Below are 23,919 nucleotides of genomic sequence, written 5' to 3' on the forward strand. Positions count from 1 at the left end.
GATCAGCCCGTGATGATGCTCACATGGGCCGCAACGACCCTCCAGCCGTCGGGGAAGCGGATCCATGTCTGGCTCTGGCGTCCGATGCGGCCCGGGGCGCTCGACCGGGTGAACAGCGTCATGGCGATCCCGGTATCGGACCCGTAGGTGGTGATCACCGTTTCGCTCAGGTCGCGGGCCAAGCCCTCGGGTGACCGTGCCCGACGGAAGGCGCGGATTGCCTCCATGCCGTACAGGTTCTCGGCCCCGCCGTAGCGGATCGTGCGCGGATCATCGTGGAACAGGGCCTCCAGCGTCGGCACGTCGTTGCGCACCAGGGCCGCCTCGTAGGCCGCGAAGGCGGCCTCCACCTCGGCCTTCACGGTCGGATCGTCGATGATCATCGCGGTCTCGCTCACAGGTTCGCCACGGGGGCGCGGACGACGCCGTCCCGCTCCAACTGGTGCGCCACGCGCAGGGCGTGGTCCTCGCGCCAGGGGGCGGCGATGACCTGAACGCCGAGGGGCAGGCCGTCGTCCAGGCGCACGGGCACCGCCACCACCGGCAGGCCGATGAAGGATATCGGCTGGGTGAACACCCCGATATTGGCCCGCACCGGCAGGGTCACCCCGTCGAGGACGAAGGTGGCCTGGCCCGAACGGGGCGCGCGGCAAGGCGTGGCGGGAGCCAGGATCACGTCGACCTCGCGGAACAGATCGAGGACGGCGGACCGGTACCAGCGGCGGAAGCGCTGCGCACGCTCGACCAGCGGGGCCGGGATCATCGCCCCGGCGATCAGCCGGTCGCGTACAGCCGGATCAAAATCCTCCCCCCGGGTCCGGAGGCGGTCGAGATGGAGGGCAGCTCCTTCGGCTGCCGTGATGAGGTAGGCCGCCGCCCGGGCGCGGGCCGCCTCCGGAATCGCGACGCTGCGCGTGACGCCGAGGGCCCGGGCGATGGCGGCCACCGCCGCAAACGCCTCGGCGTCGCCACCGCGCGCGAAGTAGCCGCCCGCAACCGCAACGCGCAGGTTCCCGAGCCCGTCGGTGAGGTGAGACAGGGCCGGCTCTGCGGGGCGCGTCGTGGCCACCGGGTCGTCCGGGTCCGGCCCCTGCATGGCGTCGTAGCTCAGGGCGAGGTCCGTGACGCTGCGCGCCATGGGCCCGACATGGTCGAGGCTGCCCACGAAGGGAAAGCTGCCCGCCCGGGTCAGGCGGCCGTAGGTGGGTTTGAGGCCGAAGCAGCCGCAGAAGGTGGAGGGGACACGGATCGAGCCGTTGGTGTCGGAGCCGAGGGCGATCGGCACCAGCCCGGCCCCGACGGCCCCTCCCGAGCCTCCGGACGAGCCGCCGGACATGTGACCGAGATCGTGCGGGTTCCGGGTCGGTCCGTCATGGACGTTCTCGCCGGTGAAATCGTAGGCGTACTCGCCCATGTTGAGGCCGCCGACGAGGATCGCGCCCGCCGCCTCCATGCGGCGCACCAGGGCGGCATCGCGCTCCGCCGGGGCCCGATCGCGGTTGATCTTCGCGCCGGCCCGGGTCGGCAGACCGGCGATGTCGAACAGATTCTTGACCGCAAAGGGAACGCCAGCCAGCGGCCCCAGGGGCTCACCCCGGCCCCGGGCCGCATCCAGGGCCTCGGCGCGGGCCTGGGCGCGCGCGGCGAGAATGTCCGTGAAGGCGTTCACCGCGCCGTCGACCCGCGCGATGCGCGCCAGGGTCGCGGCGACGTTCGCGCAGGCGCTGGTGGTCCCATCCCGAAACGCCGTCGCCAGCGCCTCAGCCGTCATCGTGCTCGGATCGTGCATCGTGTCCGGACCGCTCATGCTTCGTAGACCGGGGCGGCTTCCGCCTCGTCGGGCAGGGAAAACTCGGCCACATGCGCGGCGGTCGCGCGCAGGACGGCGAGATTGCTGCCGATGGCGCCGATCCAGGCCGGATCGAGGGGAATCGCGAGCAGCCCGGCTGCCGCTTCGATGTAGGCGTCGAGGCCGCCAGTGGACGGGTCGTTGCGCTCCGACATGGGCTTTCTCCCAGTGATGTCCCTCCGCGCGACCGGAACGCCGGCGGCGTGGCGGGGAGTTCTTCTGCCGGCAGGGCGGCGTGGGTCGAGGGCGGGATTCGCGGCGCGATGGCCGCCGCCCGCGCGGCCCCAACGAGCTGCCCGGCCACCCGGGTGTAAGCAAGCGCCAGGCCGGGCGTCACCGCGGGCCTGTGCGGAAAGCCGGAAACGATGGGGGCCGAACAGCGCAGGCCGCGGCACCCGCCCTTAGCGTGCGCCGCCGAGGGCTTCGACCACCGCCGCCGAGGAGGAGACCCAGCCGAAGATGCCGCCCTGGGCGGCGATCATCGCGAGGCCGACCCGGTGGAACTCGGGGCGGTAGGAGGCGCAGCCATCCCCGATCGCCACGCAGCGGTAGCCGCGGTCGTTGGCCTCGCGGATCGTCGTGTGCACGCAGACCTCGGTGGTCACCCCGCAGACCAGCAGGGTCGCGATGCGGCGGGCGGAGAGGACCGCGCCGAGATCGGTGGCGTAGAAGGCGCCCTTCCCGGGCTTGTCGATGACCACCTCGCCCCGGATCGGCGCCAGTTCGGGAACGATGGCGTGGCCCGGTTCGCCGCGGATCAGGATGCGCCCCATCGGACCCGGCGCGCCGATGCGCGCGGTGGGCGTCCCTCGCTCCAGCTTGGCCGGCGGCGCATCGGAGAGGTCGGGCTTGTGGCCCTCCCGCGTGTGCACGATGAGAAGGCCGGCACTCCGCGCCGCCGCCAGCACCGCCCGGATCGGGGGCACCGCCGTCTGCAGCAGGGTGACGTCGTTGCCGAGGGTCTCGCCGAAGCCGCCCGGCTCCAGGAAGTCGCGCTGCATGTCGATGATGACCAGTGCGGTGGTCGCCGGATCGAAGGTCAGAGGGGCGGGGTCGGCCGCGATGACGGGAAGCATGCTCGGGGCACCGGGCCGGAGGGCGCGCGACCCGGGAGGGACGGCGTCGCGTTCCGCCCCGATCCCGAATCTTCGGTAATCATGGATGCAGGGTCCGCCGGAGACACGCCCAAATGATGCGCGGCGCTGCATCCTTCCCATGCAGGTTGGCCCGGCCCGCGCCTCGGCGCCTCAGGCGCAACGAGGCTTGCCCGCCGGGAGGCAGGACCGATTTCCGGACGGGACGCACCCACGTCGCGTTTCCCAAGCGGTCGCGTCCCGTCGGACGCGAGAGACCAGGCGGCGTATGGCCGCCAAGACCACTCGGCCACGAAGGCGCGGAATCGGCGGTCCGGGGCGCGTGCCCCGGGGCAGCGGCGCCGTGGGAGATGGACGCCGCGATGCCCAACAACGATGCAACCCTGGCTAGAAATTAGACCATATGGTCTAACTCGTATTCGTCCTGTGGCGATTCCCCGTCGCGCGCCTGCCGATGTTCGAGCCCGCGAAGGGTCGTTCCCGCAGGGCGAACCGAGGCAATGTTGCGCCTATGCATCACCCCGTCTGGTTGTGTGGGAAGGCCGAGCGGGTGGCACATCGGTTGCGGTCAATTGCCCCAACGGGTGCTTAATCCCGGGGGGACTTTATCGATGATCGCGACATTCACACGACCGCTGGTGGCCGCCGCTCTGAGCCTCGCCACCCTGATGCCGGCCCTGGCCGCGGACCTCGCCAAGGAGAAGGCGCCGGTCGCACCCGTGGAGGTGCCCTCCGGGTTCTTCCTGTTCTCCGACACGCAGATCAGCTACCGCTACCAGTTCCCGGCCGCCAGGCCCGGCTCCCAGATCCAGCGCGCCGACGGCAGCTTCCGCAACCAGGACGCGCCGAAGCACATCCTCAACATCTCGCACGCCGATGCCTGGGCCTACGGCACCAATTTCTTCACCCTCGACATCCTCAAGTCGGGGTCGCAATTTTCGGCGGGCACCACCGACGGCTTCGGCGTGCCGACCTTCTACGATTACGGGAACACCGAGGCCTACGGCCTCTACCGCGGAACCCTGAGCCTGAACGCCCTGACCGGGACGAAGGCCTTCGTGGTGCCCGGCATCATCAAGGACGTGTCGCTCGCCTACGGCTTCGATGCCAATGCGCAGAACGATGCCTTCGGTTCCAAGAAGCGCGACGTGGTCGGCGGTCTGAACTTTGCATTCGACGTCCCGGCCGGGTTCCTCAGCGCCTCGGTCCATGCCTACAAGGAGTGGAATCGCAACGGCTTCAACGTCGCTCCGAACCGGGATACCAGTTTCAACACGGTCCCGGAATTCGAGATCGTCTACAGCTTCCCGCTCGCCTTCACGGGTCTGCCGCTCAGCATCGCGGGCTTCAACAACATCGTCCTGCCCAAGGGGCGCGGTGTGAACGATCCGTCCGCCTTCGCCACCAACCCGAAGACGGGTCTCGAATTCCTGTCGCGGACCAACCTCGTCCTCGATGTCGGCAAGCTGATCTACGACCAGCCGAACCGGGTCGACGTCTTCATCGGCTTCCAGTACTGGCTCAACAAGTTCGGCAACATCGAGCGCGCCAACTTCAAGGGGACCGAAGAGAAGAGCTTCCTGGCCGGCGTCTCCTTCCACGTCTTCTGAGGGCTGGCACCTGTTCTCACGACGGGCCCCTTGCCCGGAACGACCATCCACGCAAGCGATGGTCTGCATGACGAGGCCGGATTTCCATCCGGCCTCCGGATTTCCGGACGGGCCATGGTGATGGCCGGTCCACATCGAGGGAACACCGGATCAGCATGGTCGAGACCCCCGCGACGCGACGTCTCTGGATCCGCAACCCGCTGGCGATCCTGGCGCCGGATTCCGCCGGGGGCCTCGTCGTCGCGGGCTCCCGCATCGTCGAGCGGGTGCCCGCGGGAGGCATGCCCGCCGCGCCCGTCGACGAGATCTTCGACGCCGGCCGCCACGTGGTCGTCCCGGGCCTCGTCAACACCCATCACCACTTCTTCCAGACGCTCACCCGCGCCCATCCGGCGGCGATCAACAAGCCGCTCTTTCCCTGGCTGAAGGCGCTCTACACGGTCTGGGATAGGATCACCCCCGAGGCGTTCCGGCTGGCGACGCGTCTCGCCTACACCGAGCTGCTGCTCTCCGGCTGCACCACGGCCGGCGATCACCATTACCTCTTCCCGAAGGGGCTGGAATCCTCCGTCGACATTCAGGTGGAGGAGGCCGGGCCTGTCGGGATCCGCGCCTTCGTCACCCGCGGCTCGATGAGCCTGTCCGAGCGCGACGGCGGCCTGCCGCCCGAATGTCTGACCCAGGACGACGACACCATCCTGGCCGACAGCGAACGGGTGCTGCGCCTGTTCCACGACCCCAAGCCCGGCGCGATGGTGCAGATCGGGCTGGCCCCCTGCTCGCCCTTCAACGTGACGAAGCGGCTGATGCGCGAGAGCGCGGCGCTGGCCGAGCGCCACGATTGCCGCCTGCACACCCATCTCGGCGAGACGCTCGACGAGGACCGCTACTGCGTCGAAATGTTCGGCCAGCGCCCGGTGGACTACCTCGAGGAGGTCGGCTGGATGGGCCCGCGCACCTGGCTCGCCCACGGCATCCACTTCAACGACGCCGAGGTGAAGCGCCTCGGCGCGGCCGGCGTCGGCGTCTGCCACTGCCCGACCTCGAACATGACGCTGGCCTCCGGCCAGTGCCGGACCTGTGAGCTGGAGGCCGCCGGCAGCCCCGTCGGCCTCGGCGTTGACGGGGCGGCCTCGAACGACAGCTCGAACCTGATGGAGGGCGTCCGTCACGCCCTGATGATCAACCGTCTGACCTACGGGGCCGAGGCCGTGACCCATCTCGACGCTCTGCGCTGGGCGACGGAGGGGTCCGCGGCCTGCCTCGGTCGGACCGATATCGGACGGATCGCGGAGGGGTGCGAGGCGGACCTGGCTCTTTTCACCCTCGACGAACTGCGCTTCTCCGGCGCGCACGATCCGCTGGCCGCCCTGGTGCTCTGCGGCGCTCACCGGGCCGACCGGGTGATGGTGGCGGGGTCGTGGCGCGTGGTCGACGGCCAGCCTCTCGGGATGGAGACCGGCCAGCTGCGCGAGGCCCATACCCGCCTCGCCCACGCGCTGTTCGGGACGCTCTAGCGTGGCCCCCGTCGTCCCCCCTGCCCGCACGGAGGGGCCGACGCCTCTCTTCGGCGCGTACGGCATCGTCAAGCGCTTCGGCGCCTTCACGGCCAATGACGGGGTCGATCTCGAGATCCGGGCCGGCGAGATCCACGCCCTGCTGGGCGAGAACGGCGCCGGCAAGTCGACCCTGATGAAGATCCTCTACGGGCTCCTGGAGCCCACCGAAGGGGTCGTCACCCATCGGGGCGATGTCGTGCGCCTCGCCCATCCGGAGGCCGCCCGCGCCCTCGGCATCGGCATGGTGTTCCAGCATTTTTCGCTCTGCGAGAATCTGACGGTCGCCGAGAACATCGCCCTGGTGATGCCCAAGGGCCTGGGCGGCCGAGCCCTGAAGGCCCGGATCGCGGCGGTCGGGACGACCTACGGCCTGCACCTCGACCCCGACCGGCCAGTCTGGTCGCTCTCGGCCGGCGAGCGCCAGCGCATCGAGATCATCCGCTGCCTGCTGCAGGACCCCAAGCTCGTGATCCTCGACGAGCCGACCTCGGTGCTCACCCCGGGCGAGGCCGAATTGCTGTTCACCGTTCTGGAGCGCCTGCGCGACGAGGGCCGGGCGCTTCTCTACATCTCGCACCGCCTCGACGAGGTGCGCCGGCTGTGCTCGCGCGCCACCATCCTGCGCGGCGGCCGGGTGGTGGGGGCCTGCGATCCCCGCGCCGAGACCGCCCGCTCTCTCGCCGCCCTGATGGTGGGGGCACAGGTAGGCGCGGTGACGGCGCCCGCCGGCGTGGCGACCGGGCCGGAGCGCCTGGTCCTGTCCGGGCTCACCCTCCCCGCCCCCGGCCTGCACGGCACCGCCCTCGATGGCATCTCGCTGAGCGTGCGCGGCGGCGAGATCGTCGGCCTCGCCGGGATCGCCGGCAACGGGCAGGCGGAGCTGTTCGACGCCCTCTCGGGCGAGACCCTGGCGCCGGAACCCGGCATGGTGCGGTTCGACGGCGTCGAATCCGGGCGCCTCGGCATCACCGCCCGGCGGCGGGGCGGCGCCGGCTTCGTGCCCGAGGAGCGCAACGGCCATGGCGCCGTGCCGACCCTGAGCCTGTCCGACAACGCGATTCTGTCGCGCCACGCCACGGCGCGCCTGAGCCGCTTCGGCGTCCTGCGCCGCGCGGCCGCCAAGGCCCTGGCCCGGGACGTGGTCGCGGCCTTCGACGTGCGCAAGGCGGGCCCCGATCCCGCCGCCGGCACCCTGTCGGGCGGCAACCTGCAGAAATACCTGATGGGACGCGAGATCCTGGCCGAGCCCGGCATCCTCGTGGTCAACCAGCCGACCTGGGGCGTCGACGCCCTGGCGGCCGCCCATATCCGGCAGGCGCTGCTCGACCTCGCGGCCCGCGGCGCCGCCGTGCTGGTGATCAGCCAGGACCTCGACGAACTGTTCGCGATCACCGGCCGCATCGCCGTGCTGCATCACGGCACCCTGTCGCCGGCGGCGCCGGCCGCCGAGACCACCCGCGAGGCCCTGGGGCTGCGCATGGGCGGGGCGACGCCGGCCGAGGATCCGGTGACGGGCGCGCCGGACCACGCCCGGGAGGCGGCCCATGCGCATTGACCTGACGCCGCGCACCGGCCGGTCGGCCCTGATGGACGCGCTCTCGCCCATGCTGGCCTTCCTGGCCGCGCTGGTGATCGGCGGGCTCGTCGTGGCCGCCCTGGGCCGCTCGCCGGCCGCCGCCGTCGTCACCTACTTCGTGGCGCCCCTGAGCGAGGTCTGGTCGCTGCAGGAGGTGGCCATCAAGGCCGCGCCGCTCGCCCTCATCGCCACCGGCCTCGCCTTCTGCTACCGCGCCAACATCTGGAATATCGGGGCCGAAGGGCAGTTCGTCGTCGGCGGCCTGTTCGGCGGTTGGATCGGCGTCGCCGCGCACGGGATCCCCGGCGACCCCCTCTGGGTGCTGCCCCTGATGCTTCTCGTCGGCACGGGGGCCGGCATGGTCTACGGGCTGATCCCCGCCCTCCTCAAGGTGCGCCTCGGCGTCTCCGAGATCCTCACCAGCCTGATGCTGGTCTACGTGGCCGAACTGCTGCTCGACTACATGGCGCGCGGCCCCTTGCGCGATCCAGCGGGCTTCAACTTCCCCCAGAGCGTCACCTTCGACGACGCTGCCCGCCTGCCCTACCTGATGGAGGGCGGCACCCTGCATGCCGGCGTCGCCCTCGCGCTGGCGGTCGTGGTCCTCGCCACCCTGGTGCTCGGCCGCACCCTGTTCGGCTTCGCCGTGCGGGTGGTGGGGGCGAGCCCGCGCGCGGCCCGCTTCGCCGGCTTCGGCGACGCACGCCTGACGCTCGCGGTCTTCGCCGTCTCCGGCGCCGCCGCGGGGCTGGCCGGCATCAGCGAGGTGGCGGGCCGGATCGGCCAGCTCCAGCCCTCGATCTCGCCGGGCTACGGCTTCACCGCCATCATCGTGGCCTTCCTGGGACGGCTCTCGCCGATGGGGATCCTGGTGGCGGCCCTGGTCATCGCCCTGACCACCATCGGGGGCGAGGGCGCGCAGATCGACCTGAAACTCCCCCTCGACCTGACCCGGGCCTTCCAGGGCCTGCTGCTCGCCCTGGTGCTCGGGGCCGACGCGCTGTCGCGCTACAGGGTCCGCTTCGTGCCGGGAGCGACCGCGTGACCGTTCATGGCCTGACCCTCGACATCGTCCAGATGGTGCTCGTCACCATCGTGGCCGCCGCCACCCCGCTGATGATCGCGGCGCTCGGCGAACTCGTGGCCGAGCGCGCGGGCGTGCTCAACCTCGGCGTCGAGGGCATGATGGTGCTGGGCGCCGCCGCCGGTTTCGCGGTGGCGGTGGAAACCGGCTCGACCTTCGTCGGCGCAGTGGCCGGCGCTGGGGCGGGCCTCGCCCTCTCGGCCCTGTTCGGCCTCCTCACGGTGGTGCTGAGCGCCAACCAGGTCGCCTCCGGACTCGCCATGACGATCCTGGGTCTCGGGCTCTCGGGCCTCGTCGGGGCCTCCTATGTCGGCCTCAAGCGCGATCCGGCGCCGCATCTCGCCCTGCCCGGCCTCACTGACCTGCCCGGCCTCGGCCGCCTGCTCTTCGGGCAGGACGGCTTCGTCTATCTCGCCTTCGCGCTGGCGGCCGGGGTGTCGTGGTTCCTGTGGCGCACCCGCGCCGGCCTGATCCTGCGGGCCATCGGCGACGACCACACCGCCACCCACGCGCTGGGCCTGCAGGTGCGCAGGGTGCGCTTCCGCGCGGTGCTGTTCGGCGGCGCCTGCGCGGGTCTGGCCGGGGCCTACCTGTCGCTGTCCTACACCCCGTTCTGGGCGCCCGCGATGACGGCCGGGCGCGGCTGGATCGCCCTGGCCCTCGTTGTCTTCGCCTCGTGGCGCCCGTTCCGGGTGCTGGCCGGCGCCCTGCTGTTCGGCGGCGCCACGGTGCTTCAGCTCAACGCCCAGGCCGCCGGCCTCGGCCTGCCGGGGCAGGCGCTCTCCGCGCTGCCCTACCTTGCCACCATCCTGGCCCTGGTCTTGCTCTCCCTCGGCAGGCGCCGGGGCGGCTCCCTCGCCCCGGCGGCCCTTGGCCGGGTCTTCACCCCGCACCGGTAGGCGCGCACTCTCGAAGGATCTTTGAACGATGCGGATCGTGCAGGGGGCCCTGGTGGCCGTTCTCGCCCTCGGACTCGGGGGCGCGCAGGCACAGGAGAAGAAGCCCGTCGAGAAGCTGAAGGTCGGCTTCGTCTATGTCGGCCCGGTGGCCGATTACGGCTACTCGTACCAGCACGACCAGAGCCGCAAGGCGCTCGCCGCGGCGCTGGGCGACAAGGTCGAGACCAGCTTCGTCGAGAACGTGCCGGAGGCCGACAGCGAGCGCTCCATCGAGAGCTTCGCGCGCTCCGGCTACGGCCTGATCTTCACCACCTCGTTCGGCTTCATGGAGCCGACCCTCAAGGTCGCCAAGAAATTCCCGAAGGTGAAGTTCGAGCACGCCACCGGCTACAAGCGGGCGCCCAACGTCTCGACCTACTCGGCCCGCTTCTACGAGGGCCGCTACGTCTGCGGCGTGATCGCCGGGCGCCTCTCGAAGACGGGCACGTTGGGCTACATCGCCTCGTTCCCGATCCCCGAGGTGGTGAGCGGCATCAACGCCTTCATGCTCGGCGCCCAGTCGGTGAACCCCGACATCAAGATTAAGATCGTCTGGGTGAACACCTGGTTCGACCCGGGCAAGGAGGCGGAGGCCGCCAAGGCGCTGCTGGCCCAGGGCGCCGACATCCTGTCGCAGCACACCGATTCCGCCGCGCCGTTGCAGGAGGCGGAGAAGCAGGGCAAGCTCGCCTTCGGACAATCCTCGGACCAGATGCGCTTCGCCCCCAAGGCCCAGCTCACCTCCATCGTCGACGACTGGGACGGCTACGTCGTCGGCGAGGCCAAGGCCGTCCTCGACGGCACCTGGAAGAGCCACGACACCTGGGGCGGCATCAAGGACGGCATGGTCGTGCTGGCGCCCTTCGCCAACATGCCCGACGACGTGAAGGCCCAGGCCGAGACCACCAAGAAGGCGATCGCGGACGGCACGCTCCTGCCCTTCCACGGCCCCGTCTTCAAGCAGGACGGCAGCGAGGCGGTGAAGGCCGGCGAGAACGCTCCCGATCCGATGATCCTCGGCATGAACTGGTACGTGAAGGGCATCAGCGACACGCTGCCGCGATAGGGGGTTCGAGAGCCCTCTCCCACCGCGGGGAGAGGGACCGGTGTTCGACGAAGAGGTCGCATGAGACACGCCATCCGCTTCCTCCTCGGGCCCGACGCGCGCACGATCGAGGCCTGCGACCCGACTCTGACGGTGCTCGACTGGCTGCGCGGTCCCGAGCGGCTGATCGGGACCAAGGAGGGCTGCAACGAGGGGGATTGCGGGGCCTGCACCGTGGTGGTGGTCCGCCCCGAGGGGCCGTCCGGCGCCGAGCGCCTGCGCTACTGCGCGGTGGATGCCTGCATCACCTTCCTGGGGATGCTCGACGGCTGCCAGCTCCTCACCGTGGAGCACCTGCGTGGGGCCGACGGCACCCTCCATCCGGTCCAGCGCCTGATGGTGGAGGAGCACGGCTCGCAATGCGGCTTCTGCACGCCGGGCTTCGTCATGTCGCTGTTCGCGATGACCAAGGATTCTCCTACCAAGGACCTGCTCGCCGAGACCGGCCCGCTCCGAACCTCGGCGAGCCCCATCGACGACGCGCTCGCGGGCAACCTCTGCCGCTGCACCGGCTACGCTCCCATCGTGCGCGCGGCCGAGCGTGCGTTGGCCGCGCCGGAAGCGGATACCTTCGATGCCGCCCACGACGCCACCCTCGCCCGGCTGCTGGCCCTGCGCGACGACGAGACCGTGGCGGTCTCCGGGCCGAAGGGCCGCTTCTTCGCCCCCGCCACCCTTCCGGCGCTCGTCGATCTCATGGCCGAGCACCCCCAGGCGACGATTGTGGCCGGGGCCACCGACGTCGCCCTCTGGGTGACCAAGGGCCTGCGCGTCCTCGACCCGGTGATCTGGCTCGGGCGGGTGCGAAGCCTGCGCGTCGTGGGCGAGGGCCCCGATCACCTGTATCTCGGAGCCGGCGTGAGCCTCTCCGAGGCCGGCACGCACCTCGCCGGCCTGCACCCGGATCTCGGGGAGCTCTTCCGCCGCCACGGCGCCGCCCAGACCCGCAATGCCGGCACCCTCGGCGGTAACATCGCCAACGGCTCGCCCATCGGCGACGCGGCGCCGGCCCTGATCGCCCTCGGGGCGAGCCTCCATCTCATCGGCCGTGGCAGCGAGCGCGAGATTCCCCTCGAAGACTTCTTCGTCGCCTATGGCCGGCAGGACCTGCGTCCGGGCGAGTTCGTCGCCGGGGTGCGGGTGCCGAAGCTCGGCCCGGAGACGGTCTTTCGCGCCTACAAGATCTCGAAGCGCTTCGACGAGGACATCTCCGCCGTCCTCGGCGCCTTCCGGCTGACCGTCGACGCTGGCACGACCCGGCAGGCCCGCATCGCCTACGGCGGCATGGCGGGCACCCCGAAGCGGGCCGTCCAGGCCGAGGCCGCGCTCATGGGCCAGTCCCTCGACCCGGCCGTCATCCCCGCCTTCAAGGCGGCGGTGGCCCGGGATTTTACGCCCCTCTCGGACATGCGGGCCTCGGCCGCCTACCGCCTCCAGGTCGCCGGCAACCTCATCGAGCGGCTGATCCACGAGGCCGCGCCGGAGGCCCCGGAAACCCGCCTCGCCACCGTCGGAGCGCCGGCCCATGCTTGATCGCACGCCTCCGGCCCCGAAGGTGGACGACCGGATCGCGGGCGGCGCCCACACGCCGCGCATCCACGACAGCGCCGCCCGACACGTCAGTGGCTCGGCCCTCTACATCGACGACATGGCCGAGCCGGCCGGCCTGCTCCACGTCTGCCTGGGGCTGAGCGAACGCGCTCATGCCCGCCTCGTCTCGGTGGATCTGGCGCCCGTGCGGGGCGCCGAGGGCGTGGTCGCGGTGTTCACCGGCGCCGACGTGCCGGGCGTCAACGAGATCTCCTCCTCGCACCGGGACGACGAGCCGATGCTGGCCGAGGACACGGTGTCGTATGTCGGCCAGCCGATCTTCGCGGTGGCGGCCCTGACCCGCAATGCGGCGCGCCGCGCCGCCCGCTTGGCCGTGATCGCCTACGAGGATCTGGACCCCGTCCTCACCTACCGGCAAGCGCGGGCGGACGGAAAACTCGTCTGGCCGCCCATGACCCTGAAGCGCGGCGATTCCGACGCGGGGCTCGCCGAGGCCCCGGGTATCGTCCGCGGCCGGATGGCGATCGGCGGCCAGGAACACTTCTACCTCGAGGGCCAGATCGCCCTGGCGATCCCGGGTGAGGACGACGAGGTCACGGTCCACACCTCGACCCAGCACCCTTCCGAGGCCCAGGCCCTCGTCGCCAAGGTGCTGGGCACGGTGAATTCGGCCGTGACCGCCGAGGTCCGTCGGATGGGCGGCGGCTTCGGCGGCAAGGAGAGCCAGTCGAACCTGTTCGCCTGCGTGGCGGCCCTGGTGGCCAAGACGACCGGCCGCGCCGCCAAGATCCGGCCCGACCGCGACGACGACATGGTCATCACCGGCAAGCGCCACGATTTCGAGGTCGACTACCTCGTGGGGCACGACGCGGACGGGAAGATTCTCGCCGTCGACATGCAGCTCGCCGCCCGCTGCGGCTGGGCCGCCGACCTGTCGGGGCCGGTCACCGACCGGGCCCTGTTCCATGCCGACAACTGCTACCACTACCCGGCGGTGCACCTGACCTCGCGGCCCTACCGCACGAACACCCAGTCCAACACCGCCTTCCGGGGCTTCGGCGGGCCCCAAGGCATGGTGGCGGCCGAGCGGGTGATCGAGGAGGTGGCCTATGCCTGCGGCCTCGACCCGCTGGAGGTGCGCAAGCGCAACTTCTACGGCACCGAGAGCGACAACGTCACGCCGTACCACCAGACCATTGCCGACAATTGCATCCGGGATCTGGTGGCCAAGCTGGAAGCGGACTGCGATTACGCCGCCCGCCGCGCGGCTTTGCATGCGGCGAACGAAACCAGCCCGGTGATCAAGCGCGGCCTCGCCCTGACGCCGGTGAAGTTCGGCATCTCCTTCACCTCCACCGCCTACAACCAGGCCGGCGCCCTGGTGCACATCTACAACGACGGCTCGGTCGGCTTGAATCACGGCGGCACCGAGATGGGCCAGGGGCTCTACGTCAAGGTCGCGCAGGTGGTGGCGGAGGAATTCCAGATCGATGCCGACCGGGTCCGCATCACCGCGACCACGACGGGCAAGGTGCCCAACACCTCGGCCACGGCCGCATCGTCGGGGGCCGACCTCAACGGCATGGCGGCCCGCGCCGCCGCCCAGACCCTGAAGGGCCGCCTCGTGGCCTTCGCAGTCGAGGCCTGGAGCGTCGCGCCCGAGACGGTGCTGTTCCTGCCGAATCGGGTCCGGGTCGGCAACCAGGAGATCGCCTGGGCCACGCTGATCCACAAGGCCTACCTCGCCCGCATCCAGCTCTCCGCCACGGGCTTCTACAAGACGCCGACCATCCATTGGGACCGGGAGGCCGGCCGGGGCCACCCGTTCTACTACTTCGCCTACGGCGCGGCCTGCGTGCAGGCGGCGGTGGACACCCTGACCGGCGAGTACCGGATCGAGCGGGCCGACATCCTGCACGATTGCGGCCGTTCCCTGAACCCGGCGGTGGATCGGGGCCAGATCGAGGGCGGCTTCATCCAGGGGCTCGGCTGGCTCACCACCGAGGAGCTGTGGTGGGACGGCAAGGGCGCTTTGCGCACCCACGCCCCCTCCACCTACAAGATCCCGGCCTGCGGCGACCGCCCGCGCATCTTCAACGTGGCGCTCTACGAGAACCAGAACCGAGAGGCGACGATCTACCGTTCGAAAGCGGTGGGCGAGCCTCCGCTGATGCTCGGCATCGCCGGCCTGCACGCCCTCTCGGATGCGGTGGCGAGCGTCGCCGGCCACCGGTACTGCCCCCGCCTCGATGCCCCGGCGACCCCGGAGCGCGTCCTCGACGCCGTCGACCGGATGCGGGCGCTGGCAGACGCGCAATCTGCGCAGCCGTGAGCGCCGATTCGTCGGAGGCGCTGTCGGAAGCCCTGGCGACCGCCCTCGCGGCGGGCGAGCCGGCGGCCCTCGTCGCCCTGTCGGAGGCGCGGGGCTCGACGCCGCGCGCGGCGGGCACCGCCATGCTGGTGATGCCCGAACGGGTCGCCGGCACCATCGGGGGCGGCACCTATGAATGGTCGGGCATCGCCCGCGCCCGGGCGCTTCTGGCGGCGGGCGAGGCCGAGGCGATCCTGCGCAGGCCCCTGGGACCCGAGACCGGCCAGTGCTGCGGCGGGCACGTGACCCTGGTGATCCACCGGGCCGATGCCGGTACGCTTGCCGCCCTCCGGGCTTCGGAGGCCGAATCCGCCGCACGGGCGCCCCTGGTGATGATCTACGGCGCGGGCCATGTCGGGCGCGCCCTGGCCCTGGCGCTCGATCCGCTGCCCCTCCGTACGCGGATCATCGATGACCGGCCCGAGGAGATCGCACGGGTGTCGGGCGCGCGCGTCGCGCGGATCGTCGGCTCGGCCAGCGCCGCGGCGGAAGCCGCACTGCCCGGAGCCGCCCACGTGGTGGTCACCCACAGCCACGCCCTCGACAGCCTGATCTGCGCCAGCCTGCTGGAGGCGAACACCTTCGCGTATCTCGGCCTGATCGGGTCCGCCACGAAGCGGGCAACCTTCCTCGGCGCCTTTCGGGCGATGGGCCTGGACGAGGCCGCGCTGGCTCGCCTCGTCTGCCCGATAGGCGGGACGCGGGTGCGCGACAAGCGCCCCGCGGTCATCGCCGCCCTGGCGGCGGCCGAACTCCTCGCCGCCTTGGCGTCCTGAGCCTCAGGGACGTCCGGGTGGTGGGGGAGGCGCCTCGGTGCCGTGCACCGGCCGCTCCTCGATCGGAATGCCGCCGGCCCGGGGCGGAACCGGAATCGCGTCGCCGCTGCGGATCGCCTCCGCCTCGTTGCGGGGGCCGGCCCGCCCCTCGGTTCCCCCCGGGGCGGTGGCAGCCTCCATGCCGGCGGGCGCGCCGGCGCCCTGGGCCAGGACCGGTCCGGCAAGGCCGAGGGAGAGGCTGAGAAGGCTGAGCACACGGATCATGCGGTCTGGTTTCCTGGAAGCGGATGGTCGAGGCGGTTTCAACGGTGGCGGCGGGTGAGCGCCGGCTGGTGGCGGGCCTTGTGCCGGTGTCGGAAGGCGGAGCGGCCGCGCAGGCCGCCTGGGGCGGTGACCCGGGGCTGGCCCCCCGGCGCGATCAGGGTGCCCTGGGCCCGGGCGGCCGGGGCAAACATCAGGGGACCCGTCAGGAGCAGCGCCGCGGCAAGACCGCGCACCATCAGGGTCCGAACCGAAAGCCGATGCGTCAAATCCCATCCTCCCTGCGCCCCACGTGACCGGGGGCGATCAAGTTGCACGCAAAGGACATGCCGGAGCGGACTGAAATCACAAGGCTTTGTCACATCGTGCCGATGCCGCAGTCTCGGACCGCTCAGCTGCCGCGATAGGTCTGGTAGCTCCACGGGCTCGCCACCAGGGGCACGTGGTAATGCCCTTCCGGATCGGCGACCCCGAAGCGCAGCGTGACGATGTCGAGGAAGGGCGGTTCGGGCAGGCCCGGACAGGTGGCGCGGAAGTGATCGCCGATGCGGAAACGCAGCTCGTAGGCGGCCACCGGAACGGGGCGTCCGCCGATCAGCGGCGCATCGGTGCGCCCGTCGGCATTCGTCACCGTCCGGGCGACCAGCACGGTCTCGGTCTCCGACACCCATTCGTGGAGCTCCACCGGGATTCCCGGCGCGGGCCGGCCCGCCACGGTGTCGAGGACGTGGGTGGAGATCCGGCCCGTGACGCGCGGCGCGCCCGGCCCGCTCACCAGGGTGCCGAGGCGAAGGGCGGCGATGCGGAACACCTCTGCGAGGGCGGTCCGGCGCTCGCTCTCCGGGTCGGCGGCGAGGCGTGCCTGAAAGGTGCGCAGCAACGAGGCGCGACCGTGGCGCTTGACGCAGAGGATGAAGGGAAACCCGAAGGTCCGGCCATAGGCCGCATTCAGCGCCGCGAACCGCGCGTCTTCCGCCTCCGAGAGCCGATCGAGGCCGGCGGCCGCCTGCTCGGCGATGGAGTCGGGGGCGATCGTGCCGGCGTGGGCCGCACGCCCGGCCAGCTCGGGATGGTTGGTGAGAAGGGCGTGGCGGGCCGCCTCGGGCGCGGCGTCGACCGCCTCCTGCAGGGCGGCGAGCAGGGCCTGGACGGTGGGGAACGGCCGCTTCGCGGCGGCGACCTCGGCGACCCAGGGCGCGTGCTCGAACACGGCCCCGAGGGCGGCAACGAAATCGCCGTGCGAGGCCTGGTTCAGGGCGTCGAGGGTCGGCATCGCGGATCCATCCTGCGTAAGGTCGGAGGGCCGTGGAAGCCTTAGCAGGCAGCGGGCCATCCGGCGCGGGCGCGTCGCCGCGCAAGGATCGCCAGGCGCGTGAAAATGTGGTCTGGCCGGCGCTCCCGCTCGATCGATGAATGCCGGACGGGCAGCGAGGCCAGCCATGATCCGCAAGACGCACCTTCCGCCCGACGCGACGCTGATCCAAGTCGCCGGTGAGCTCGCCGAGCCCGAGGAGTACCTGCGCCGGCTCCTCGGGAACATGCGATTCTGTCAGAAACGGCACGGCGACGCCCTGGTGCGGATCGGGGTGACCGGGAAGGGCAAGGGCCGGGGTCTCAGCCCCTCTTACCGGATCGACTACCGGGTGGACGGGGTCGAGACGGTCTTCAACGGATTCGGAGGCACCTCGCACAGCGCCTTCACCGAAACCAACGTCCGCGAGACGAACTGGAGCCGGGCCCACGCGACGATCCAGGAGGTCCAGCGCCTCTACGACGACCTGCGCAAGGGCCCTCCCCGCGCACCGTGAGCCTGCCGGAGACTCCCGTCCGTCGCCTGCCGATCCGACTTCAGGCGAAGGAGGGATCGGCATTTGGCGGAACTGTATGAATTCATACAGTCGAAAGTCTGCTGTGTGAAATGAAGGAAGGCTCGATGCTCAATTCTATAGCAAGCGATCAGCTGTTTCGGGTCGATTAAAGGTTGCATGTCAGATCTCACGGACCAGAAACCCGTGGGTGTGATGAGAATGGCCGGAGTGTCGCCGTCTCGGAGTGAGCCAGTAGCTGTCGAGGTCTTGAGCCAACCTGCGCCGGACCCGCAGCTGGACGCCGTATGCCGGACAGCGGCCGCGCTCTTCGGCGTTCGCTACGCCTTCGTCTCGCAACTGGACGGTGCCTGTCAGTGGTTCCTCGGCCGCGAGGGCCTGATCCTTCCGGGCACGCAGCGGGAGATCGCGTTCTGCGCCCACACGATTCGCGGCGAAGCCCATGCGCCCCTGATCGTGCTCGATACCCGTCGTGATCGACGTTTCGCCGCCAATCCGCTGGTCACGGGAGCCCCGTTCCTGCGCTTCTATGCCGGCGTGTCGATCGCTCTGGGTGACGGCCGCCATGCCGGCACCGTCTGCATTGCCGACACCGTTCCGCGCACCGGCTTCAGTGCGGCCCAGGTCCGGCGCCTGTCCGACCTTGCCCTCTTCGTCGAGGCGACCCTGCGCGGGCGCGCCGCCGAGTCGGAGGCCTGTCAGGCGCGCCATCGGGCCGAGGCCTCGGACACCCTCCTCCGCACCACCCTGGAACGCATGGATCAGGGCCTGCTGATGACCGATGCCGCGGACCGGATCCGGATCTTCAACCGCCGCGTGGCGACTCTGATAGGTGTGCCGGAGGAACTCCTCTACGACGGTGCGCCCTTCGCGGCCGTCCGGGCCCACCAGGCGGCGACCGGCGAGTTCGCCCACCTGCCCGACGCCTTGCGGGCCTGGCTGGAGCACGGTGCACCGGAGGCCCGCATCTACGATTATGAGCGCGTCCGCCCCGACGGGACCGTGCTTCAGGTCCGCACCCTGCCCCTGCCGCGGGGCGGGCTCGTGCGGACCTTCACCGACATGACGGCGCGCCGGGCGGCCGAGAGCGCCCTGCGCGCGAGCGAGGGCCGCTATCGGCTCCTCGCCGAGAATGCCAACGACGTCATCGTCCTCGGCGATATCGCCATGCGCTGCATCTACGTCTCGCCCGCCGTGCGGACTGTCCTCGGTTACGAGCCGGAGGATTTCATCGGAACCACCGCGGCCGAGTTCTGCCACCCCGATGACGCCGCGGCCCTGACGGAGCACTGGTCTCAGCTGAAGGCCGGTCGGGAGGGGCGGTTCGTCACCTGCCTGCGGCATCGTCACAAGGCTGGTCACTACGTCTGGATCGAGGCCTCCGTCCGCGTCCTGCCGGATGCGCAGGCCGAGGACCGGATCACCTACGTGGCGACCCTGCGCGACGTCAGCGCCCGTCGTGAGGCCGAGGAGCGGGTCCGTCACATGGCGCTGCACGACGCCCTGACCGGACTGCCGAACCGGACGCTGTTCCGCGACCGCCTGGATCAGGCGATCGCCCATGCACGCCGGGTTCGGACCGGCTTCGCGGTGCTGGCCTGCGACCTCGATCGCTTCAAGGCCGTCAACGACAGTCTCGGCCATCCGGCCGGCGACGCGTTGCTGCGCATCGTCGCCGAGCGGATGCGCGCGGCTCTGCGACCCTACGATACCATCGCCCGCCTCGGCGGCGACGAATTCGCCATCGTGCTCACCTATCTCGATGACGCGCGGGAAGCGGCCTGCCTCGCGGAGCGGCTGATCGCGGCGGTGAGCGAACCGATCGATCTCGACGGGCAGAGCGTCGAAGTCGGCGTCAGTATCGGCCTGACCGTCGCGACGGAGCAGGACTGTGACCCGGACGAGCTGTTTAAGCGCGCCGACATCGCCCTTTACGAGGCCAAGGCGGCGGGGCGGAACACCCATCGGGAGTTCGAGCCGGATGCGGGGGCGCGCATCGCCAAGCGCGGTCTCCTCGCCCTCGACATGAAGGAAGCGATCCGCCGCGATGCCTTCCATCTCGCCTACCAGCCCGTGGTCGATGCCGCGACGGGGACGGTGGTGGGCTTCGAGGCCCTGATGCGCTGGCGCCATCCCGTGCAGGGCGACCTCGCGCCCGGCGCCTTCATTCCCCTCGCCGAGGAGACGGGGCTCATCGTGCCTCTCGGCGCCTGGGCCCTGCAGGAGGCTTGCCGGGAGGCGGCGGGCTGGCCCGCGCCGATCCGCGTCGCGGTGAACGTTTCGGCGGTGCAATTGCGGCGCCCGGGCCTCGAGGCCACGGTGCTGTCGGCCCTGGCCGCGAGCGGCCTCCCGGCGAACCGCCTCAAGCTGGAGGTGACCGAGAGCGTGCTGATGCAGGATGCCGAGGCGGTCCTCGCCTGCCTGCACCGTTTGCGGGGCCGCGGCGTCCGGATCGCCCTCGACGATTTCGGCACCGGCTACTCCTCGCTGAGCTACCTGCGCCGCTTTCCTTTCGACCAGATCAAGATCGACCGTTCCTTCATCCGCGACATTGCCGATCCTGATGCCGCCGCGATCGTGCGGGCGGTGGTCGGCATCGGCGAGCGCCTCGGCATGGGCATCGTCGCCGAGGGCGTCGAGACCCCGGAGCAGCTCGACCTCGTGCGCCGGGAAGGCTGCACGCAGGTCCAGGGCTTCCTGTTCAGCCGGCCGCTGCCGCCGCGGGAGGCGTCCGCCTACATCGCGGCCCGTGCCGACCGGGCCGGAGCCTCACGGGGTCCGCGCGTGGCCGCCGGTCAAGGCTGAGCCTCCGCCGCGCGGGCGGCCGCGACGAGGCGTTCCGCGTCCTCCTTCAGGAGCAGCCGCTCCGCCACCAGGCCGTCCGCCGCGCGGGCAACCGCCGCCGTCCGGTCGCCTCGGGTCGGGTAGCGCTCGGCCAGGGAGCGGCGCGGGTCACCCTTCGCCTCGCGCTCGGCCCGGGTCTCGGCCAGGGGCAGCCGACTGCCCTCCCGGTCGCAGAGCTCGCCCGCCGGGAAGGGCTCGGCGTAGAGGTTCCAGCCGGTCTGGGTCGCGAGCGGGGCAGCGACGTCGGGCAGGCGGATGCCGGCGATCTCGTGGCCGTCGACATCGACCTTCGGCACCAGGGGGCGGTACTGCGAACCGCCCTCCGGACGGGGATCGACGGCGCTGGCGAAGCGCGCGATCGCGTTCGGGGCATCCGGCAGGCGCAAGCCCGGGATGTAGGGAAACCCGGTTTCCGCGGCGGGCACCAGCGTCCCGTCCGCGAGATTCGGCACGCGGCTCGGCGGCGGCGCGACCCCGCGGGCGACCCAGTCCTCCAGGGCGACCAAGAGGGCGCGCAGGGCTGGGGCGGGGCTCAGGGTGTTGCGCGGATGGAGGCACGGCCCGCGGGCCGCGCTCAGGCCGGCGCGCCCGTAATGGAATCCGCTGGAGACGAGATAGGCCCGGGCGGTGTCCGGCAGGGCGACGTCGGTTTGGCCCAGGGAATCGGTGGTGAGGAGCGAGGCCCCCTTCTGCCAGTACTCGGTGCTGGTGTTGACCTCCATCAGCAGCGGGTCGAACCCGTCCCCGCGCAGCAGCGAGCCGGTCCGGCCGGTGACGGGATCGTGCTGGGGAGCGGCCGAGAATGGGAACGCGTTCTCGGGGTAGAGGTGGTCCTCGTGCTGGGTGTTGGTGCGCGAGGGCTGGCCGAAACGGGCATTGAGGTACACCCCGCCGATGCCGGAGATGTGCAGCAGCATCCCGTCGAAGACGCGCCGGCCGTCCTCGTCCTGATTGAAGCCCTGGTGGATGTAGTCCCGCAGGAAGCGCCCGCTCTGGGATATGCCGAGGGCGACCGCGTGGCGGATCGCGCCGCCCGCCGGGTTCTCGGACGAGGCCGGTCCGCGGAGATGGGCGACGACGTCCCGGGTGGCGGCGAAGCCGATGCCGAGCACCTTCGGGTTCGCGGCCGGATAGGTCAGGGTGTAGAGCGTGCCCGGCTCCGGCTTGACGGTGGCGGGCAGGAGGCGGAGCTCGCCGGGCCCGGCGAAGGTCCAGGCACCGTCCGGGACGGGGCGCGGCGTGTCCGCCTCCCGGCGGCGCACGGTGAGGCGGGCGCCGGCCTTGTCGGGGTTCGCCGCCTTGAAGGTGAGGAAGAACGGCGCCTCGGGCGGCCCCCGGGTGGCGCTCACGAGTTCGTCCCGCACGGTCTCGACGATGGGCGCCCCGCCTTGCGTGGCCACCGGTACGTCGATCGCCATGCCGCCCAGCTGACGCAGGGCCTCCGCCTCCCAGCCCGACCAGACCACGGTGTCACCCCGGCGCAGGACCAGGGCGGTGCCCGCATCCTGGGCGGTGCGCGGATCGTTCACCGCCTGGGCCGCCTGCGGGGGCGCGTCGAGGACCCAGTTGAACAGGAACTTCCGGCCGCGGTTCAGCGCCTCGTAGAGCAGCGTGCCGCTGGCGCGGGCGGGATCCTTCGGCCGGAGCATGAACAGGTCGGTGCTGTATTCCACGAGCCCGCGCGTGTTTCGGGGCGCCCGTATGAGGTCGACAATGCCGGCGTTGCGCGGGTCGGCCGGGTCGAGCTCCCCGCGCACGATGCCGATCACCCGTTCGTAGGCGCCCGCCTCGCCGAAGCTCTGGCCGTCGGCGAAGGGCTCGACAATCCGGATCTCGACGGCGGTGACCCGGGCCAGGGCCGGCTGGGCGAGGCCCGCGCAGAGGAGCGCGCCCACGAGAGCGGTGGTCCTGACCATGTGCCTGTTCCTCGCCCGACCAGCGTCAAGCTGCGCTGTTGGTCCAATCTTACACCGGACCGCCCCACGGTCGAGGGCGTGCGCGCCGCCGGGTGAGGATCGGCCGGATGGCACGTGGTTTGCGGACCTCGGGACCGGCAGCCCGGCGGGGCTCGCGGGACGGGGGACCGACGCGTGGATCACGGTTCTGCTCAGATCAGCCCGGCCCGGATCGTCCCGGCCACCCGGGTTCCTCCGGTGGCGCTCGGCCTGCTCGCCCTCCAGCACGTCCTGGTGATGTATGCCGGGGCCGTGGCGGTGCCGCTCATCGTCGGGCGCGCCCTCGGGCTACCGCCCGAGCAGGTGGCGATGCTGGTGAGCGCCGACCTGTTCGCCTGCGGCCTCGCCACCCTGATCCAGAGCTGGGGCCTGCCCGGCATCGGCATCCGCATGCCGGTGATGATGGGCGTGACCTTCGCGGCGGTGACGCCGATGATCGCCCTGGGCACCAACCCGGCCCTCGGGCTCGCGGGCATCTACGGCGCCGTCATCGTCGCGGGCCTGTTCGCGCTCCTCGCCGCGCCCCTGGTGGGGCGTCTCCTGCCCCTGTTCCCGCCGGTGGTGACCGGCACGGTGATCCTCGTTATCGGCATCTCGCTGATGCGGGTGGGCGTGAACTGGGCCGCCGGCGGCCTCGGCAACCCGCGCTACGGGGCCCTGCTCTATCTCGGCCTCGCGCTGTTCGTCCTCCTCGTCATCCTGGGCCTGACCCGGTACGCCCGCGGCTTCGTCGCCTCGGCCTCCGTGCTGATCGGCATCGTGGTCGGCATGGCGGCGGCGGGAGCCTTCGGCCTCGTCGACCTGTCGCGGGTGGCCACGGCGCCGTGGTTCGACGTGGTGCGGCCCTTCGCCTTCGGGGCGCCGACCTTCGACCTCGTCGCCAGCCTCACCCTGTGCCTCGTCATGGTGGTGGTGATGATCGAATCCACCGGCATGTTCCTGGCGCTCGCCGAGATCACCGGCGAGACCGTGGACGCGGCGCGCCTGATCCGGGGCCTGCGCGCCGATGGCCTCGGCACCGTGCTGGGCGGGGTCTTCAACACCTTCCCGTACACCGCGTTCTCGCAGAACATCGGCCTCGTCGGCGTCACCGGCGTGCGCTCGCGCTGGGTCGCGGTGATCGGCGGCGTGGTGATGCTGGTCCTCGGCCTGATCCCGAAGCTCGCCGCCCTGGTGGAGGCCGTGCCGCCCTGCATCCTCGGCGGGGCCGGGCTCGTCATGTTCGGCATGGTGGCGGCCACCGGCACCCGCATCCTCGGGGCGGTGGATTTCGCCGCCAACCGCAACAACCTGTTCGTCGTCGCGGTGTCGGTGGGCTTCGGCCTGATCCCCCTGGTGGCGCCCGCCTTCTTCAAGCAGATGCCGGACGTGCTGCATCCGCTGCTGGAATCCGGCATCCTCCTCGCCGCCCTGTCGGCCGTGAGCCTGAACCTGTTCTTCAACGGGCTCGGCAGTCGGGCGGACGCCCGGGCCGCGGCGGCCCGCCTCGCCCACGCCGCCGAGGCGTGAGACCCGCGCGT

20 protein-coding genes are annotated in these 23,919 nt (G+C 71.4%); 12 read left to right on the forward strand and 8 right to left on the reverse strand.

Features of this window, described 5'->3' with window-relative positions:
* Window positions 1-2 precede the first annotated feature (2 nt).
* The 4 genes from hpxZ to ASF18_RS01965 form a co-directional block, all read right to left on the reverse strand.
* Window positions 3-383, reverse strand: coding sequence for an oxalurate catabolism protein HpxZ (hpxZ, locus tag ASF18_RS01950; RefSeq protein WP_056349307.1), 381 nt, complete (start codon window positions 381-383; stop codon window positions 3-5).
* An 11-nt stretch (window positions 384-394) separates the two neighbouring features.
* Window positions 395-1,771 carry an AtzE family amidohydrolase gene (locus ASF18_RS01955; RefSeq protein ID WP_244472548.1) on the reverse strand — a complete coding sequence of 459 codons (1,377 nt, stop codon included), beginning with the start codon at window positions 1,769-1,771 and terminating at the stop codon, window positions 395-397.
* Between the two features lie 32 nt (window positions 1,772-1,803).
* A complete protein-coding gene (locus tag ASF18_RS01960) occupies window positions 1,804-2,004 on the reverse strand; it encodes a DUF4089 domain-containing protein (protein WP_056348898.1) in 201 nt (66 codons plus the stop codon).
* Window positions 2,005-2,250: 246 nt separating this feature from the next.
* Window positions 2,251-2,925, reverse strand: a complete 675-nt coding sequence (locus tag ASF18_RS01965; RefSeq protein ID WP_056348901.1) for an isochorismatase family cysteine hydrolase — start codon at window positions 2,923-2,925, stop codon at window positions 2,251-2,253.
* A gap of 629 nt (window positions 2,926-3,554) precedes the next feature.
* Between ASF18_RS01965 and ASF18_RS01970 the strand changes: the two genes are divergently transcribed.
* From ASF18_RS01970 to xdhC, 9 genes are all read left to right on the forward strand, one after another.
* A complete protein-coding gene (locus ASF18_RS01970) occupies window positions 3,555-4,553 on the forward strand; it encodes a hypothetical protein (RefSeq protein ID WP_156389557.1) in 999 nt (332 codons plus the stop codon).
* A 155-nt stretch (window positions 4,554-4,708) separates the two neighbouring features.
* Complete coding sequence (locus ASF18_RS01975; RefSeq protein ID WP_056348904.1) at window positions 4,709-6,070, forward strand: 8-oxoguanine deaminase; 1,362 nt, start codon at window positions 4,709-4,711, stop codon at window positions 6,068-6,070.
* 1 nt (window position 6,071) lies between these two features.
* Window positions 6,072-7,667, forward strand: coding sequence for an ABC transporter ATP-binding protein (locus ASF18_RS01980; protein ID WP_056348907.1), 1,596 nt, complete (start codon window positions 6,072-6,074; stop codon window positions 7,665-7,667).
* Window positions 7,657-8,733, forward strand: coding sequence for an ABC transporter permease (locus tag ASF18_RS01985; protein ID WP_056348910.1), 1,077 nt, complete (start codon window positions 7,657-7,659; stop codon window positions 8,731-8,733). Before ASF18_RS01980 ends, ASF18_RS01985 begins: the two co-directional genes overlap by 11 nt.
* Before the next feature lie 11 nt (window positions 8,734-8,744).
* Window positions 8,745-9,671 (forward strand): ABC transporter permease, encoded by a 927-nt coding sequence (locus ASF18_RS01990; protein WP_056216727.1) that lies wholly within the window; start codon window positions 8,745-8,747, stop codon window positions 9,669-9,671.
* A gap of 28 nt (window positions 9,672-9,699) precedes the next feature.
* Window positions 9,700-10,776, forward strand: coding sequence for a BMP family ABC transporter substrate-binding protein (locus tag ASF18_RS01995; RefSeq protein WP_056348913.1), 1,077 nt, complete (start codon window positions 9,700-9,702; stop codon window positions 10,774-10,776).
* Between the two features lie 60 nt (window positions 10,777-10,836).
* A complete protein-coding gene (xdhA, locus tag ASF18_RS02000) occupies window positions 10,837-12,348 on the forward strand; it encodes a xanthine dehydrogenase small subunit (RefSeq protein ID WP_056348916.1) in 1,512 nt (503 codons plus the stop codon).
* Window positions 12,341-14,698, forward strand: a complete 2,358-nt coding sequence (gene xdhB, locus ASF18_RS02005; protein WP_056348920.1) for a xanthine dehydrogenase molybdopterin binding subunit — start codon at window positions 12,341-12,343, stop codon at window positions 14,696-14,698. The genes xdhA and xdhB overlap by 8 nt, the downstream gene beginning before the upstream one ends.
* Complete coding sequence (gene xdhC, locus ASF18_RS02010; RefSeq protein ID WP_082486940.1) at window positions 14,695-15,513, forward strand: xanthine dehydrogenase accessory protein XdhC; 819 nt, start codon at window positions 14,695-14,697, stop codon at window positions 15,511-15,513. Before xdhB ends, xdhC begins: the two co-directional genes overlap by 4 nt.
* A gap of 3 nt (window positions 15,514-15,516) precedes the next feature.
* Here the strand turns inward: xdhC and ASF18_RS02015 are convergent, their stop codons facing one another.
* From ASF18_RS02015 to uraD, 3 genes are all read right to left on the reverse strand, one after another.
* On the reverse strand, window positions 15,517-15,777 hold the full coding sequence (locus ASF18_RS02015) for a hypothetical protein (protein ID WP_056348923.1): 261 nt from the start codon (window positions 15,775-15,777) through the stop codon (window positions 15,517-15,519).
* Window positions 15,778-15,815: 38 nt separating this feature from the next.
* Window positions 15,816-16,043 (reverse strand): hypothetical protein, encoded by a 228-nt coding sequence (locus ASF18_RS02020; protein ID WP_156649565.1) that lies wholly within the window; start codon window positions 16,041-16,043, stop codon window positions 15,816-15,818.
* A gap of 122 nt (window positions 16,044-16,165) precedes the next feature.
* Window positions 16,166-17,047, reverse strand: coding sequence for a 2-oxo-4-hydroxy-4-carboxy-5-ureidoimidazoline decarboxylase (gene uraD, locus ASF18_RS02025; protein ID WP_056348929.1), 882 nt, complete (start codon window positions 17,045-17,047; stop codon window positions 16,166-16,168).
* 166 nt (window positions 17,048-17,213) lie between these two features.
* Between uraD and ASF18_RS02030 the strand changes: the two genes are divergently transcribed.
* Window positions 17,214-17,582, forward strand: a complete 369-nt coding sequence (locus tag ASF18_RS02030; RefSeq protein ID WP_056216698.1) for a hypothetical protein — start codon at window positions 17,214-17,216, stop codon at window positions 17,580-17,582.
* A gap of 267 nt (window positions 17,583-17,849) precedes the next feature.
* Window positions 17,850-20,405, forward strand: coding sequence for an EAL domain-containing protein (locus tag ASF18_RS02035; RefSeq protein ID WP_056348932.1), 2,556 nt, complete (start codon window positions 17,850-17,852; stop codon window positions 20,403-20,405).
* Here the strand turns inward: ASF18_RS02035 and ASF18_RS02040 are convergent.
* Entirely contained in the window at window positions 20,396-22,360 is a 1,965-nt protein-coding gene (locus ASF18_RS02040; RefSeq protein ID WP_056348936.1) for an alpha/beta hydrolase domain-containing protein, read from the reverse strand. The two genes, ASF18_RS02035 and ASF18_RS02040, sit on opposite strands and share 10 nt — an antisense overlap.
* A 210-nt stretch (window positions 22,361-22,570) precedes the next feature.
* Between ASF18_RS02040 and ASF18_RS02045 the strand changes: the two genes are divergently transcribed.
* Window positions 22,571-23,908, forward strand: a complete 1,338-nt coding sequence (locus tag ASF18_RS02045; protein WP_056492252.1) for a nucleobase:cation symporter-2 family protein — start codon at window positions 22,571-22,573, stop codon at window positions 23,906-23,908.
* Window positions 23,909-23,919: the final 11 nt, after the last annotated feature.

Source organism: Methylobacterium sp. Leaf89 (genome assembly GCF_001422215.1).
Classification (GTDB): domain Bacteria; phylum Pseudomonadota; class Alphaproteobacteria; order Rhizobiales; family Beijerinckiaceae; genus Methylobacterium.

Coding starts and splice junctions, on each gene's coding strand:
- hpxZ (WP_056349307.1), bottom strand. CDS start 383: ATGATCATCGACGATCCGACCGTGAAGGCCGAGGTGGAGGCCGCCTTC.
- ASF18_RS01955 (WP_244472548.1), bottom strand. CDS start 1,771: ATGACGGCTGAGGCGCTGGCGACGGCGTTTCGGGATGGGACCACCAGC.
- ASF18_RS01960 (WP_056348898.1), bottom strand. CDS start 2,004: ATGTCGGAGCGCAACGACCCGTCCACTGGCGGCCTCGACGCCTACATC.
- ASF18_RS01965 (WP_056348901.1), bottom strand. CDS start 2,925: ATGCTTCCCGTCATCGCGGCCGACCCCGCCCCTCTGACCTTCGATCCG.
- ASF18_RS01970 (WP_156389557.1), top strand. CDS start 3,555: ATGATCGCGACATTCACACGACCGCTGGTGGCCGCCGCTCTGAGCCTC.
- ASF18_RS01975 (WP_056348904.1), top strand. CDS start 4,709: ATGGTCGAGACCCCCGCGACGCGACGTCTCTGGATCCGCAACCCGCTG.
- ASF18_RS01985 (WP_056348910.1), top strand. CDS start 7,657: ATGCGCATTGACCTGACGCCGCGCACCGGCCGGTCGGCCCTGATGGAC.
- ASF18_RS01995 (WP_056348913.1), top strand. CDS start 9,700: ATGCGGATCGTGCAGGGGGCCCTGGTGGCCGTTCTCGCCCTCGGACTC.
- xdhA (WP_056348916.1), top strand. CDS start 10,837: ATGAGACACGCCATCCGCTTCCTCCTCGGGCCCGACGCGCGCACGATC.
- xdhB (WP_056348920.1), top strand. CDS start 12,341: ATGCTTGATCGCACGCCTCCGGCCCCGAAGGTGGACGACCGGATCGCG.
- ASF18_RS02015 (WP_056348923.1), bottom strand. CDS start 15,777: ATGATCCGTGTGCTCAGCCTTCTCAGCCTCTCCCTCGGCCTTGCCGGA.
- uraD (WP_056348929.1), bottom strand. CDS start 17,047: ATGCCGACCCTCGACGCCCTGAACCAGGCCTCGCACGGCGATTTCGTT.
- ASF18_RS02030 (WP_056216698.1), top strand. CDS start 17,214: ATGATCCGCAAGACGCACCTTCCGCCCGACGCGACGCTGATCCAAGTC.
- ASF18_RS02040 (WP_056348936.1), bottom strand. CDS start 22,360: ATGGTCAGGACCACCGCTCTCGTGGGCGCGCTCCTCTGCGCGGGCCTC.